Genomic DNA, 14865 nt, shown 5'->3' on the forward strand with positions numbered 1-14865 from the left:
CGAAAAAGAGTAAAGTAAACGGCTGTTCATTTGACTAATTTAACCGAATAAAAGGCGGAAATTATGGGAAAAAGTGTTGTTATCTTAGGCGCTCAATGGGGCGATGAAGGTAAAGGGAAAATCGTCGATCTTCTAACGGATCGCGTAAAATACGTAGTTCGTTACCAAGGCGGTCACAACGCAGGCCATACACTTATCATCAATGGAGAGAAAACAGTATTACGTTTAATTCCATCTGGTATGTTACATCCAAACGTAACTTGCTTAATTGGTAATGGCGTTGTGGTTTCACCTGAAGCATTAATGAAAGAAATGGGCGAACTTGAAAGCCGTGGTATTAAAGTTCGTGAACGTTTGTTAATTTCTGAAGCTTGTCCTTTAATCTTACCTTATCATGTGGCTATGGATCACGCCCGTGAAGCAGCACTCGGCAAAAAAGCTATCGGTACGACTGGTCGTGGTATTGGACCTGCTTATGAAGATAAAGTGGCTCGTCGTGGCTTACGCGTAGGCGATTTATTTGATAAAGAAGCCTTTGCCGAAAAACTCAAAAATATCCTTGAATACTATAATTTCCAATTGGTGAACTACTACAAGGTTGAACCTGTCAATTATCAAAAAACCTTAGATGATGTAATGGCAATTGCCGATGTAATCACTGGTATGGTGGCAGACATCACTACAATTCTTGATACAGCACGCAAAAATGGTGAGCACATTTTATTTGAAGGTGCGCAAGGTACCATGTTGGATATCGACCATGGTACTTATCCGTATGTAACCAGCTCAAACACAACGGCTGGTGGTGTTGCAACAGGCTCTGGTTTTGGCCCGCGTAACTTAGACTATGTACTTGGAATCATCAAAGCTTACTGTACTCGTGTAGGTGGCGGCCCATTCACAACAGAATTATTTGATGATGTGGGTGCTGAAATTGCGCGTAAAGGTAACGAATTTGGTGCGGTAACAGGCCGTCCACGTCGTTGTGGTTGGTTCGATGCCGTCGCCATTCGCCGAGCAATCCAACTTAACTCTATTTCTGGCTTCTGCATGACCAAACTGGACGTATTAGATGGTTTTGATGAAGTAAAAATCTGTGTTGCATACAAAATGCCAAATGGTGAAATCGTTGAATATGCACCATTAGCAGCGAAAGATTGGGAAGGTGTAGAACCAATTTATGAAACATTACCTGGTTGGAAAGAAAATACTTTCCGCGTCACAGATGTAAATAAATTACCACAAAACTGTATTAATTATATTAAACGTATTGAAGAAGTAACTGGGGTACCAATTGATATTCTTTCAACAGGTCCTGATCGTGTAGAAACCATGATTTTACGTGATCCATTTGCAAAATAATGAAAATGGCGAATGTAAATACTTTATTTACATTCGCCTTTATTATTTTATTAAATATAAATACTCTTATGTAAAAAATGAACTAAATATTCATTTCTTTCTATACTACATAATACGACGAGATTGTGTATAAACTCTCGCCCAATAATCTTCATCAAGAGAACTAATAGTCACTCCCTGGCTTGTACTTGCATGCATAAATTGGTTGTTACCAATATAAACACCGACATGGTTATTTTTACGGAAGAATACTAAATCGCCTTTTTTCAACTCTGATTTACTAATTTGTTTACCCAAATAACGTTGTTCAGCCGTAGAACGAGGCAACTCAATGCCAAATGCTTCAGAAAAAGTCGTTTGCATAAATGCAGAACAATCAATACCACGTTTAGTTGTACCGCCCATACGATAAGCGGTTCCCACCCATTCATCATACACACCAGCTAAAGCCTTATCACCCATCAATGCAGATGAACGGTTTGTTCTCACTTTATGGAAAATCCCTGAACGATTACCTTTTTCTAAATTACTAATCAAACCCGTTAATTGAGCATCATCACTTTCTGAAATAACCTGATGATTTGCCGTTCGTGGACCATTAGAACAAGCGGTTGCGAGCGTCGCTAAACCGATAATAACTAAAATTCTTTTTAACATAATTTAAAATAATTAAAAGATATAAAATAAATTTCTGCCCGAGACTATCAAAATTTGAATAAGATTGCCAGTAAAAATCCAATTTTAATGGGATTTTTGTGATCTTTTGCACAATTTTGGTTTAATTTGTACCACCAACGGTAATTTCATCAATTTTTAGTGCGGGCTGTCCAACACCGACTGGCACACTTTGCCCCTCTTTACCACAAACTCCGATACCTAAATCAAGTTCTGATTTATCTGCAACCATAGAAATTTTTTGCATCACTTCAATGCCGCTGCCAATTAAAGTTGCGCCCTTCACTGGTTTGGTGATTTTTCCTTTTTCAATTAAATAAGCTTCTGAAGTAGAAAATACAAATTTACCAGACGTAATATCCACTTGACCACCACCAAAGTGCGGTGCATAAATCCCCTGTTCTACAGAAGCAATCAAATCATCAAACTGACTTTGGCCCGCAAGCATATAGGTGTTAGTCATTCTAGGCATTGGTAAATGGGCATAAGACTCACGACGGCCATTCCCCGTAGGTGCGACGCCCATCAAACGAGCATTCATTTTATCTTGCATATAACCTTGCAAGATCCCATCTTTGATGAGTACATTGCACTGGCTTGGCACACCTTCATCATCAATAGTTAATGAACCTCGACGATTTTCAATCGTGCCATCATCCACAATCGTACATAACGGTGAAGTCACTTGTTCACCAATCTTGCCTGTGAAAAGTGAACTTTCTTTACGGTTAAAATCCCCTTCTAAACCGTGCCCTACCGCCTCGTGTAACAACACGCCTGGCCAACCAGCACCTAATACAACCGGCATTAATCCAGCTGGTGCCGCAATTGCACTAAGGTTTACTAAAGCTTGACGAACCGCTTCTTTAGCAAATCGTACAGCTCTAATATCGCCATCAACAACTTCAAAGAACCAATCTAAACCAAAACGTCCACCAGAACCACAGCTGCCGCGTTCACGTTTTCCATTTTCTTCTACTAACACAGAAATAGATAAGCGAACTAAAGGACGAACATCTGCGGCTAGCGTACCATCCGTCGCCATGACTAATACTTCTTCATAAACGGAACTAAGACTTGCTGATACGCGGGTTACGCGATGGTCTTCCGCGCGAGCTGTACGATCAACCAAATGTAATAACTCAATTTTTTTCTCTTTAGTCAAACTTTCCAAAGGATTAATCGCTGCATAACGAGCAATAGGATTTACAACATTAAAAGCGGATGGCGAAATCAAATTCCCCTGCTTGACTTGCGCAATTCCCTTTACCGCCTCCGCACATTGCTGCAAAGAGGCAAGATTAATTTGATCGGCATAAGCAAAGCCTGTTTTCTCACCAGAAACTGCCCGCACGCCAACACCACGATCAATATGAAAACCGCCTTCTTTTATAATGCCATCTTCCAATACCCAACTTTCATCTTGGCTAAGTTGAAAATACAAATCAGCATAGTCAATATTACGATGCAACATCATGTCAAAAATATTGAGCAATGCTGTAGTTGAAAGATTACTTGGTGTCAGTAATGTATTTGAAACTTGGTTTAACATATTTTTTCCAGTCTAAAAGTAAATATCTTGTAAAAACTCATATCCATTTAGTGCAACAGCACAGATTAAAATCGGATGAATAAAGTGCGATTGATTTTGAGGTTATTTTTCCAAATGCGCTAATCCAAATTGATACAAAGCATTCTTCTTATAACCATACAACTCAGCAACAATAGCAGCTGCTTTTTTTAGTGGTAATTCTTCTGCAATTAATTCAAGCGCTTTCATTGCTTGTGGAGAAATTTCATCGTTATTGTCAGACTTTGGTTTGCCTTCCACAATCAAAACCATCTCGCCTTTTGTACGATTGGGATCTTCTGAAAGCCATTCTCGTAAATTTTTAATAGTATTACCCGTAATCGTTTCCCAAGTTTTAGTAATTTCGCGGGCTAACACAATATATCGTTCTTCCCCTAACACCGATTGCATATCTTCTAGCGTATCTAAAATACGGTGAGTGGATTCATAAAAAATCAAAGTGCGGTCTTCTTCTGCAATATTTTCTAATTTATCTTTGCGGGCTTTACTTTTCGCAGGTAAAAAACCCTCAAAACAAAATCTATCAGAAGCAATCCCCGATGCGCAAAGTGCGGTAATTGCCGCACATGCCCCTGGCAAAGGAACAACACGAATGCCTGCTTCACGGCATTGACGTACTAAATGAAAACCAGGATCGCTAATTAATGGCGTTCCTGCATCAGAAATCAAAGCAATATGGCTACCTTGCTTGAGTTTCTCCACCAAAATATGCGCTTTTTCTTGTTCATTGTGATCATGCAAAGCAAAAAAGGGCTTTTTGATGCCGTAATGGCTTAATAAAAGGCCACTATGACGGGTATCTTCTGCTGCAATTAAATCCACTTGCGCAAAAGTATCTAAAGCACGCTGGGTAATATCCTGTAAATTGCCAATCGGTGTGGCAACAATGTATAAAATTCCGGTTAAATCAGTCATTTTTGTTTGCTTTTAAGTTATGAGATAAGTAAGATCTGCCACAACTATTGTCTGTTCATGATGGAGCGAGAATGTCTATTCTATTACAAGGCGGACGTTTTAAAAAACGTTTAATGCCAATTTTATTGTCAATGGCCTTAGCTGGCTGTTCAAATCTACTTGGCAGCAGTTTTACGCAAACTTTACAACAAGATGCGAATGCAAGTTCTGAATTTTATATGAATAAATTAGGACAAGCACAAGAACTTGAAGATCAACAAACCTATAAATTGCTCGCGGCTCGCGTGTTAATCAGTGAAAATAAAGTTGAACAATCAGAAGCTTTATTAAGTGAGTTAGGTGAATTAAATGATGCGCAAAAATTAGATCGTGCATTAATTGAAGCAAGAATTTCTGCTGCAAAAAATGCCAATGAAGTGGCTCAAAATCAATTACGTGCATTGGATTTAAATAAATTAAGCCCGTCACAAAAATCTCGTTATTACGAGACCTTAGCGGTTGTTGCTGAAAACCAAAAAGATATCATTGAGGCCGTCAAAGCGCGGATAAAAATTAATGAGAATTTAACGGATGTACAACGTCGTCAAGATAATGTTGATAAAACTTGGGCATTATTACGTTCAGCAAATACTGGCGTAATCAATAATGCTTCAGATGAAGGCAACGCAGCTTTAGGCGGTTGGTTAACGTTAATCAAAACCTACAATGACTATATTCGTCAACCCGTTCAATTAAGCCAAGCATTACAAAGTTGGAAAAATGCTTATCCAAATCATGCAGCCGCAACGTTGTTCCCTAAAGAATTGCTTACATTGCTCAATTTCCAACAAACGAATGTGTCACAAATTGGTTTATTATTACCATTAAGTGGTGACGGACAAATTCTTGGTACCACCATTCAATCGGGTTTCAACGATGCAAAAGGTAACTCAACCATTCCAGTGCAAGTATTTGATACCTCAATGAATTCTGTACAAGATATCATTGCGCAAGCGAAACAAGCGGGAATTAAAACCTTAGTTGGCCCCTTACTAAAACAAAATCTTGATGTAATTTTGGCGGATCCAGCACAAATTCAAGGTATGGATGTGCTTGCATTAAACGCTACACCAAATTCTCGTGCAATTGCTCAACTTTGCTATTATGGACTTTCACCAGAAGATGAAGCAGAATCAGCGGCAAATAAAATGTGGAATGATGGAATTCGTAGTCCACTCGTCGCTATGCCACAAAATGATTTAGGGCAACGCGTAGGTAATGCCTTTAACGTACGTTGGCAACAACTTGCTGGCGTCGATGCGAATGTTCGTTATTATAATCTACCTGCTGATGTCACCTACTTTTTACAACAAAATGGTGAAAATACAACCGCACTTTATGTGGTCGCCAATCCAGATGAACTGGTCGAAATGAAAGGCTATTTAACGAATAGTGCACCAAATTTACGTATTTATGCGAGCTCACGCTCAAGCTCCAATGCCACAAGCAACAATCCAGAGTTTGTCGCTCAAATGAATGGTGTTCAATTTAGTGATATTCCATTTTTTAAAGAAACCAATTCACCACAATATCAAAAACTCGCTAAAACAACTGGCGGTGAATATCAATTAATGCGTTTATATGCAATGGGTGCAGATGCTTGGTTACTCATCAACCAATTTAATGAATTGCGCCAAGTACCAGGATATCGCTTAAGTGGTTTAACCGGCATTTTAAGTGCGGGTACAAATTGTAATGTTGAACGCGATATGACTTGGTATCAATATCAAAATGGTGCAGTTGTACCGGTCGCAAACTAATGTTTTCTTTAAAACGTCAACAAGGGGCGAGCTTTGAGCATCAAGCTCGCCTTTTTTTAGAATCAAAAGGCTTAAAATTTATTGCGGCTAATCAAAATTTCAAATGCGGCGAACTTGATCTTATTATGAATGACAAAGGAACCATCGTTTTTGTTGAAGTTCGCCAGCGTTCTAATCATGCCTTTGGCTCAGCAATAGAAAGCGTAGATTGGCAAAAACAACAAAAATGGTTAGATGCGGCAAACTTATGGCTAATGAAACAAAACATGAGTTTAGAAGACGCCGATTGTCGTTTTGATTTAATCGCCTTTGGCAAAACGCCCCAAGATATTCAATGGATTCCTAATTTTCTCGATTAATGGCTTTTTATAATGTTACAAAAAGTAAAAGATATTTATAGCGAAAGTATTCAAATTCAAATTGCTGCATCTAGTATGCTTTCGGAAAATATTGCTAACGCTACCCAAATGGTGATGCAATGTTTGCTAGGTGGCAATAAAGTGATCGCTTGTGGTGTATCGCGCTCTTATGCCAATGCGCAATTTCTCGTATCTAACTTACTTAATCGATACGATTTAGCAAGACCGAGCTTTCCCTCTGTGCTCTTAAGTTTAGAAAGTGCGGTGGGTTCTTCTCTTGTTTTTGAACACTCGCCTGAGGAATTGTATTGTCATCAATTTAATGCCGTTGCCAAACCAGGTGACTTACTTATTGCTTTTGCACCTTTGGGAACAGAAAAAATTGTACTAAACACTATTTCTCATGCAGTAAATAAAGAAATTAATATCATCGCACTCACTGGCTCTAATAACGATGCAATTCAAGGAATTTTAGCTGATAGTGATTTAGAAATATCGATTCCAGCAACCAAAGAAAGTCGGGTCTTAGAAAACCATCTTTTTGTTATCAATGCCCTTTGTGAATTAGTTGACCATACGTTGTTCCCAGGTGCTTGACAGCACAATAAATCAATTTCAAACTAGCAGTAATTTAATCTCAAAAGGAGTTAATTATGACATTATCCCCGTTAAAAAAACTGGCTATCGTGCTTAGCACAACACTCTTTTTACAAGGCTGTATCGTTGCAGCTCTTGGTGGTGGCGCCGCAGCAGCTAAAGTAGGTACAGATCCTAGAACAGCTGGCACACAAGTAGATGACGAAACACTCGAATTCAAAGTAGAAAATGCCGTTGAAAAAGATGCTCAAATCAAAACTGAAGGTCGTGTAAATGCAGTGTCTTACAATGGTCGAGTACTTTTAATCGGTCAAGTTCCCAATAGTGGTGTAAAAGAAACAGCCGCAGATCTTGCAAAAGGCGTTGAAGGTGTCAATGACATTTATAACGAGCTGACTGTTGGCCCGAAAATCTCTTTTGCACAAATCAGCAAAGACAGTTGGATTACCACTCAAGTCAAATCAAAAATGTTAGTCGATGGTCGAGTTAAAGCAACCGATGTTAAAGTTATTAGCGAAAATGGCGAAGTTTTCCTACTCGGTACAGTGACTCACGCCCAAGCCGATGCGGCCGCAGATATTGCGAGCAAAATCAGTGGCGTAAAAAAAGTAATTAAAGTTTTCAAATATCTCAACTAATCTTCAAAGTGCGGTAAAAATTCAACGAATTTCAACCGCACTTTTCTCATTTTTACAAGTAAAAAATTTGATTTTTTGCTCTTTCGAAAAAACCATTTATTTTTAAATAAGTTACCTATTGTCAATAATTCAAGCAAAAAATTTATTGCTTGATCTCAAGCAAAAAACACATTACCTTGTGCGTGATTTTATTACAAACACTATATCTTGTGTTTAACATCGCATAATAACAAGGGTCGTACAATGAATAAAAGCTTAATGGTAACCAAGCGTGATGGCACGCAGGAACAAATCAATCTTGATAAAATCCACCGTGTTATTACATGGGCAGCAGAAGGTCTAGACAATGTGTCTGTTTCCCAAGTTGAGCTTCGCTCACACATTCAATTTTATGAAGGCATTCGCACTTCAGACATTCACGAAACCATTATTAAAGCAGCCGCAGATTTAATCAGCAAAGATACGCCTGATTATCAATTTTTAGCCGCTCGCTTAGCGATTTTCCATTTACGTAAAAAAGCCTACGGTCATTTTGATCCCCCTCGTTTATACGATCACGTCAAAAAATTAGTACGTATGGGCAAATATGATCATGCGTTATTGGATGATTACACTCGTGAAGAATGGGACACAATGGATGAATTCATAGACCATTGGCGTGATATGACGTTCTCTTATGCAGCCGTAAAACAATTAGAAGGTAAGTATTTAGTCCAAAACCGTGTGACGGGTGAAATCTACGAATCAGCACAATTCCTCTATTTACTCGTTGCCGCTAGTTTATTCTCTAAATATCCAAAAGAAACGCGTTTGGATTATGTAAAACGTTTCTACGATGCAACATCCACCTTCAAAATTTCCTTACCAACGCCAATTATGGCAGGAGTGCGTACACCAACTCGTCAATTCAGCTCTTGCGTATTAATTGAATGTGATGACAGCTTAGATTCAATCAATGCAACGGCATCAGCTATTGTGAAATATGTTTCACAACGTGCGGGGATTGGTATTAATGCAGGTGCAATTCGTGCACTAGGCAGTGAGATTCGTGGCGGTGAAGCATTCCATACGGGTTGTATTCCATTCTATAAATATTTCCAAACTGCAGTAAAATCTTGCTCACAGGGTGGCGTTCGTGGCGGTGCTGCGACACTTTATTACCCAATTTGGCACTTAGAAGCAGAAAGCTTACTTGTGTTAAAAAATAACCGTGGTGTAGAAGACAACCGTGTTCGTCATATGGATTATGGCGTCCAATTAAACAAATTAATGTATCAACGCTTAATTAAAGGCGGCGAGATTACTTTATTCAGTCCATCAGATGTACCTGGACTTTATGAAGCATTCTTTGCGGATCAAGACAAATTTGAAGAACTTTACGTAAAATACGAACAAGATCCAACTATCCGCAAACGTACTGTCAAAGCCGTTGAGATTTTCTCTTTATTAATGCAAGAACGTGCATCAACAGGCCGTATCTACATTCAAAACGTAGACCACTGTAATACTCACTCGCCGTTTGATCCACAAGTGGCACCAGTTCGCCAATCTAACTTATGTTTAGAAATCGCGTTACCAACGAAGCCACTTCAGCACATTAATGATGAAAATGGAGAAATCGCACTTTGTACCCTTTCCGCATTTAACTTAGGTAAGATTGAAAACTTAGATGAATTAGAAGAACTTGCCGATCTTGCAGTGCGTTCACTTGATGCATTATTAGATTATCAAGATTACCCTGTGGTGGCGGCAAAACGTAGTTCACTTGCTCGTCGTTCATTAGGTATCGGTGTAATTAACTATGCTTATTATCTTGCAAAAAATAGTGTTCGTTATTCTGATGGTTCAGCTAATGATTTAACTCACCGTACTTTTGAAGCCATTCAATACTATTTATTGAAAGCCTCTATGAACTTAGCAAAAGAGCAAGGTGCTTGCGAATACTTCAATGAAACCACTTATGCAAAAGGCATTTTACCTATTGATACCTATAAGAAAGATTTAGATGCCTTAACCCAAGAGCCGTTACATTATGATTGGGAAAGCTTACGTAAAGATATCCAAGAATTTGGTTTACGTAACTCAACCTTAACTGCCTTAATGCCATCAGAAACCTCATCGCAAATTTCCAATGCGACTAATGGTATTGAGCCACCGCGTGGCCATGTAAGTATTAAAGCGTCAAAAGATGGCATCCTAAAACAAGTTGTACCTGAATACGAAAACTTAAGCGACAACTATGAATTACTTTGGGATATTCCAAGCAATGACGGCTACTTACATTTAGTCGGTATTATGCAAAAATTCGTAGACCAAGCGATCTCCGCCAACACCAACTACGATCCAAAACGTTTTGAAGACGGTAAAGTACCAATGAAAGTGTTGTTAAAAGATCTTTTAACCGCTTATAAATATGGTCTAAAAACTCTTTACTATCAAAACACTCGCGATGGCGCTGAAGATGCTCAAGAAGATCTTGATGATGGCTGTGCTGGTGGGGCGTGTAAGATTTAAATTAGACATTGCTTTCTATTCTTGTAGGGTGGGCTTTAGCCCACCAAAACTTTCTTATTAAAATGGTGGGCTAAAGCCCACCCTACGATATGGAGACCCAAAATGGCATACACCACTTTCTCACAAACCAAAAATGACCAATTAAAAGAGCCTATGTTCTTTGGTCAAAACGTTAACGTTGCTCGTTACGATCAACAAAAATATGAGACTTTTGAAAAGCTCATTGAAAAACAACTTTCCTTCTTCTGGCGTCCGGAAGAAGTGGATGTGTCGCAAGACCGTATCGACTATGCCGCGTTACCTGAGCATGAAAAACACATTTTCATCAGTAACTTAAAATATCAAACCTTATTAGATTCTATTCAAGGCCGTAGCCCGAACGTCGCATTATTACCGTTGGTGTCTATTCCTGAATTAGAAACCTGGATCGAGACTTGGACCTTCTCTGAAACCATCCACTCTCGTTCTTACACTCACATTATTCGTAACATTGTGAACGATCCATCTATCGTGTTTGATGACATCGTGACGAACGAAGAAATCATTAAACGTGCACGTGACATTTCCTCTTATTACGATGATTTAATTCGTGATAGCCAACTTTACAGTCTATATGGTGAAGGCACTTATACTGTAGATGGTAAAGAATGTGTTGTAACATTACGTAACCTGAAAAAACAACTTTATCTTTGCTTGATGAGCGTGAACGCCCTTGAAGCCATTCGTTTCTATGTATCCTTCGCTTGCTCCTTTGCCTTTGCTGAACGTCAATTAATGGAAGGTAATGCGAAAATCATTAAATTTATTGCACGTGATGAAGCATTACATTTAACTGGTACACAGCACATTTTAAATATCATGGCAGCAGGCCAAGACGATCCTGAAATGGCAGAAATTGCAGAAGAATGCAAACAAGAAGCCTATGATTTATTCTTAGCCGCAGCGGAACAAGAAAAAGACTGGGCGGATTATTTGTTTAAAGACGGTTCTATGATCGGTTTGAACAAAGATATTTTAGTGCAATACGTGGAATATATCACCAATATCCGTATGCAAGCTGTTGGTCTTCCATTACCATTTGGTGCGCGTTCTAACCCAATTCCATGGATTAACGCATGGTTGGTTTCTGACAATGTGCAAGTGGCGCCACAAGAAGTGGAAGTAAGTTCTTACCTTGTTGGTCAAATTGATTCCAAAGTAGATACCAAGGATTTTGGCGATTTTGATTTATAAAATATTTAGAATCTAGAATCACTTCATATAAAAGGCCCCGCAATAATAACGGGGCCTAATTTATATTTCATTTATCCATTACTCTTGCTGAGCCTTTACTGCCGCATAGGCTACCATATTAATGATTCTACGAACGGATGCACTCGGATTAAGAATATGCGCAGATTTATTCATACCCATTAAGATTGGGCCAACGGTAATTGCCGTAGTGGTGCCGCGTAATAAGCTATAACTAATACGTGATGAGCTCAAATCAGGGAACACCAATAAATTTGCACTTCCTTTTAATGGACTATCAGGCATGACTTCTCTTCTGTGAGCTTCATTCATTGCTAAATCGCCACGCATTTCACCATCAATCATTAAGTGTGGATTGCGCTCATTGACCATATACAATACTTCTCGCATTTTTGGTGCCCCCAATGAATTCGATGAGCCAAAGTTAGAATGAGAAAGTAATGCAATAGCAGGTTCAATACCAAAACGATGAATTTCTTCCGCTGCCATTAACGTAATCTCTGTAAGCTCTTCCGCTGTTGGGTTAGTATTTACATGAGTATCGGTTAAAAATACATTTCCTGTTGGTAATACAAGACTATTTAATGCAGCCGCAACTTTAACGCCATCTTTTAACCCAATAATATCCTTAATAGATGCTAAATGTTTACCATAAGAACCAAATAAACCACATACCAAGCCATCAGCATAGCCCAGACTCACTAAAGTAGATGCAAGCACAGTTGTATTAGAACGCACGACACGTTTTGCGATTGCAGGTGTAATGCCTTTACGTTTAGTAAGTTCGTAGTAATGTTTCCAACATTCTTCATAACGAGGATTATCTTCGTTATCCACAATTTCAAAATCAACACCCGCAGTTAAACGCAAACCAAGTTTTTTAATTTTTTCTTCAATCACACTGCGGCGACCAATTAAGATTGGATTTGCCAAGCCCATTGAAATCACTTCTTGGGTGGCATGCAATGCTTTATTTTCTTCTCCTTCCGCCAAAATAATGCGTTGTTTTGCCGCTTTTGCTTGGCTGAAAATAGGACGCATAAACAAGCTCGTTTTGTAAACAAACTGAGTTAGTTTTTCAACATAAGCATCCCAATTTTGAATTGGACGAGTTGCCACACCAGATTCCATTGCGGCTTTTGCTACCGCTGGCGCGATACGCACAATTAAGCGAGGATCGAATGGACGAGGAATCACATAATCTGCACCAAATGTCGCCCCTTCACCACCGTAAGCAGAAGTTACAACTTCGTTTTGCTCTTCTAACGCAAGGTCAGCAATGGCATAAACTGCCGCACGCTTCATTTCTTCATTAATAGTGGTTGCGCCCACATCTAATGCGCCACGGAAAATAAATGGGAAACAAAGCACGTTATTGACTTGGTTTGGATAATCAGAACGGCCTGTACACACAATCGCATCAGGACGAACCGCTTTCGCTTCTGGCGGGGTAATTTCAGGATTTGGATTAGCTAAAGCAAGAATAATTGGATGTGCAGCCATGGTCTTCACCATATCTTGTGTAAGCGCACCAGCTGCGGAACAACCTAAGAAAATATCTGCATTTGGAATCGCATCGCCAAGTTTACGCCAGCCATTATCTTCAATTGCATAATCTTTTTTGGTTTGATCCATTTTGTCATCACGGCCTTTATATACCACGCCTTTCGAGTCACAAACTGTGATGTTTTCACGTTTCATACCTAAAGAAAGCAATAAGTTCAAGCACGCAATAGATGCAGCGCCCGCACCAGAGGCAACAAGTCGAACATCTTCAATTTTTTTACCTACAATACGAAGAGAATTGATAATCGCAGCAGCACTGATGATCGCCGTGCCATGTTGGTCATCATGGAAGACAGGAATATTCATTCTCTCACGCAATTTTTGTTCAATATAGAAACATTCTGGTGCTTTAATATCTTCTAAATTGACCCCACCGAAAGTTGGCTCTAATGAGGCAATAATATCGACAAGTTTATCGGGATCATGTTCATTCACTTCAATATCAAATACGTTGATACCCGCAAATTTTTTGAACAATACGCCCTTCCCTTCCATTACAGGTTTGCCCGCAAGCGCGCCAATATTGCCAAGACCAAGTACCGCTGTACCATTGGAAATCACCGCCACTAAATTTCCACGCGCCGTATATTTGTAAGAGACTGCAGGATCTTTTTCAATTTCTAAACAAGGCTCTGCCACACCTGGTGAATAAGCTAAAGCCAGATCGCGTTGCGTTGCTAATGATTTTGTTGGGGTAACTTCGATTTTTCCAGGAATTGGAAATTCGTGGAAATCCAAGGCTGCTTGACGTAATTGTTCACTCATAATAAATGCTCCATTTTATTGAAACAGGATTGAAATATTACGTCGATTATAGCGGTTTTTTATTCAAAAAATTGTGACAGACTGCAAATTTTCACAAAATCATTACAAAATTTTTTGATGCGAGGCATTAGCTAGACTTTTCATTTTTCAGCAAAAAAGGTAGGATTTTCACAAGAGAATCATTGAGGATAATAAAATGAATCCATTTCAAAAACTTAAAAGTGCGGTAAATAAATGTCAAAGATTTTTTATCAATCGTTCATTACAATGTAAATTGACTAACCAAGGCATGACTGTCATTTCTGCCAATTGCGTGGGAGCTTTTATCTTACATGATTTGCACCAGCCGTTTAATTCCCCTTTTGTGAACCTCTATCTCTCACTACAGGATTTTTTGCGTTATTTACAAAATATGGATTTCTACCTCACTCAACCTCTCACATTCGTACAAACAGAAAAAAGTTATCCAGTGGGAAAACTTGCCGATCTTGAAATTCATTTTATGCACTATCACAGTGAGCAAGAAGCCTATGAAAAATGGCAACTTCGCACGTCACGAATGAATTTAGACAATCTTTTTATTATGATGACAGATCGAGACGGGGTGACCGAAAAAGACATTCAACTTTTTGATCAACTCCCTTTCAAAAATAAAGTAATTTTTACTCATAAGCCCTACCCTGTTTTTAAATCGGCTTATTATATAAAAGGCTTCGAGAAGCAAAATCAGGTGGGAGATCTTTTTGAATTTTCTGGCTGGAATGGGAAAAAATATTACGATCAATTCGATTACGTGAAGTGGTTTAATCAAGCTTAATCGATAAAGGCTGCAT

General features: G+C 38.9%; 12 protein-coding genes. 8 read left to right on the forward strand and 4 right to left on the reverse strand.

All coding sequences use genetic code 11. The features are described from left to right. The first annotated feature begins 63 nt into the window (after positions 1-63). A complete protein-coding gene (gene purA / locus KP710_RS01910) occupies positions 64-1362 on the forward strand; it encodes an adenylosuccinate synthase (protein ID WP_111407284.1) in 1299 nt (432 codons plus the stop codon). A 105-nt stretch (positions 1363-1467) separates the two neighbouring features. On the opposite strand, the gene KP710_RS01915 is transcribed toward purA, so the two are convergent. The 3 genes from KP710_RS01915 to rsmI form a co-directional block, all read right to left on the reverse strand. Further along, complete coding sequence (locus KP710_RS01915) at positions 1468-2019, reverse strand: NlpC/P60 family protein (protein ID WP_111407283.1); 552 nt, start codon at positions 2017-2019, stop codon at positions 1468-1470. Between the two features lie 121 nt (positions 2020-2140). Next, on the reverse strand, positions 2141-3589 hold the full coding sequence (tldD, locus tag KP710_RS01920; RefSeq protein WP_215770870.1) for a metalloprotease TldD: 1449 nt from the start codon (positions 3587-3589) through the stop codon (positions 2141-2143). Between the two features lie 102 nt (positions 3590-3691). Beyond that, positions 3692-4543, reverse strand: coding sequence for a 16S rRNA (cytidine(1402)-2'-O)-methyltransferase (gene rsmI, locus KP710_RS01925; RefSeq protein WP_215770871.1), 852 nt, complete (start codon positions 4541-4543; stop codon positions 3692-3694). A 71-nt stretch (positions 4544-4614) separates the two neighbouring features. On the opposite strand from rsmI, the gene KP710_RS01930 reads away from it, so the two are divergent. The 6 genes from KP710_RS01930 (at position 4615) to nrdB (ending at position 11683) form a co-directional block, all read left to right on the forward strand. Further along, positions 4615-6342 (forward strand): penicillin-binding protein activator, encoded by a 1728-nt coding sequence (locus tag KP710_RS01930; RefSeq protein WP_215770872.1) that lies wholly within the window; start codon positions 4615-4617, stop codon positions 6340-6342. Continuing rightward, positions 6342-6701: a YraN family protein gene (locus KP710_RS01935; protein WP_048954017.1), complete on the forward strand. Its 360-nt coding sequence runs from the start codon at positions 6342-6344 to the stop codon at positions 6699-6701. The genes KP710_RS01930 and KP710_RS01935 overlap by 1 nt, the downstream gene beginning before the upstream one ends. Before the next feature lie 12 nt (positions 6702-6713). Further along, positions 6714-7298, forward strand: a complete 585-nt coding sequence (locus tag KP710_RS01940) for a D-sedoheptulose-7-phosphate isomerase (protein WP_140527562.1) — start codon at positions 6714-6716, stop codon at positions 7296-7298. A 56-nt stretch (positions 7299-7354) separates the two neighbouring features. Then, entirely contained in the window at positions 7355-7936 is a 582-nt protein-coding gene (gene dolP, locus KP710_RS01945) for a division/outer membrane stress-associated lipid-binding lipoprotein (protein ID WP_140527561.1), read from the forward strand. Between the two features lie 243 nt (positions 7937-8179). Beyond that, positions 8180-10450 carry a class 1a ribonucleoside-diphosphate reductase subunit alpha gene (gene nrdA, locus KP710_RS01950; protein WP_140527560.1) on the forward strand — a complete coding sequence of 757 codons (2271 nt, stop codon included), beginning with the start codon at positions 8180-8182 and terminating at the stop codon, positions 10448-10450. A gap of 102 nt (positions 10451-10552) precedes the next feature. Continuing rightward, positions 10553-11683 carry a class Ia ribonucleoside-diphosphate reductase subunit beta gene (nrdB, locus tag KP710_RS01955; RefSeq protein WP_140527559.1) on the forward strand — a complete coding sequence of 377 codons (1131 nt, stop codon included), beginning with the start codon at positions 10553-10555 and terminating at the stop codon, positions 11681-11683. A gap of 78 nt (positions 11684-11761) precedes the next feature. On the opposite strand, the gene KP710_RS01960 is transcribed toward nrdB, so the two are convergent. Then, the gene (locus KP710_RS01960; RefSeq protein ID WP_111407275.1) at positions 11762-14032 is read right to left on the reverse strand and encodes an NADP-dependent malic enzyme; all 2271 of its coding nucleotides are present in this window, start codon (positions 14030-14032) and stop codon (positions 11762-11764) included. A gap of 196 nt (positions 14033-14228) precedes the next feature. Between KP710_RS01960 and KP710_RS01965 the strand changes: the two genes are divergently transcribed. Continuing rightward, positions 14229-14849, forward strand: coding sequence for a DUF1919 domain-containing protein (locus KP710_RS01965; RefSeq protein WP_111407274.1), 621 nt, complete (start codon positions 14229-14231; stop codon positions 14847-14849). Positions 14850-14865: the final 16 nt, after the last annotated feature.

This window comes from Haemophilus sp. SZY H35 (assembly GCF_018829705.1).
Lineage (GTDB): Bacteria > Pseudomonadota > Gammaproteobacteria > Enterobacterales > Pasteurellaceae > Haemophilus > Haemophilus haemolyticus_K.

What these genes read in the sequence shown, in the direction of transcription:
- KP710_RS01915 (WP_111407283.1), bottom strand. Translation starts at nt 2,019, where the DNA reads ATGTTAAAAAGAATTTTAGTTATTATCGGTTTAGCGACGCTCGCAACC.
- KP710_RS01965 (WP_111407274.1), top strand. Translation starts at nt 14,229, where the DNA reads ATGAATCCATTTCAAAAACTTAAAAGTGCGGTAAATAAATGTCAAAGA.
- KP710_RS01935 (WP_048954017.1), top strand. Translation starts at nt 6,342, where the DNA reads ATGTTTTCTTTAAAACGTCAACAAGGGGCGAGCTTTGAGCATCAAGCT.
- tldD (WP_215770870.1), bottom strand. Translation starts at nt 3,589, where the DNA reads ATGTTAAACCAAGTTTCAAATACATTACTGACACCAAGTAATCTTTCA.
- dolP (WP_140527561.1), top strand. Translation starts at nt 7,355, where the DNA reads ATGACATTATCCCCGTTAAAAAAACTGGCTATCGTGCTTAGCACAACA.
- KP710_RS01930 (WP_215770872.1), top strand. Translation starts at nt 4,615, where the DNA reads ATGTCTATTCTATTACAAGGCGGACGTTTTAAAAAACGTTTAATGCCA.
- KP710_RS01940 (WP_140527562.1), top strand. Translation starts at nt 6,714, where the DNA reads ATGTTACAAAAAGTAAAAGATATTTATAGCGAAAGTATTCAAATTCAA.
- nrdA (WP_140527560.1), top strand. Translation starts at nt 8,180, where the DNA reads ATGAATAAAAGCTTAATGGTAACCAAGCGTGATGGCACGCAGGAACAA.
- KP710_RS01960 (WP_111407275.1), bottom strand. Translation starts at nt 14,032, where the DNA reads ATGAGTGAACAATTACGTCAAGCAGCCTTGGATTTCCACGAATTTCCA.
- purA (WP_111407284.1), top strand. Translation starts at nt 64, where the DNA reads ATGGGAAAAAGTGTTGTTATCTTAGGCGCTCAATGGGGCGATGAAGGT.
- rsmI (WP_215770871.1), bottom strand. Translation starts at nt 4,543, where the DNA reads ATGACTGATTTAACCGGAATTTTATACATTGTTGCCACACCGATTGGC.
- nrdB (WP_140527559.1), top strand. Translation starts at nt 10,553, where the DNA reads ATGGCATACACCACTTTCTCACAAACCAAAAATGACCAATTAAAAGAG.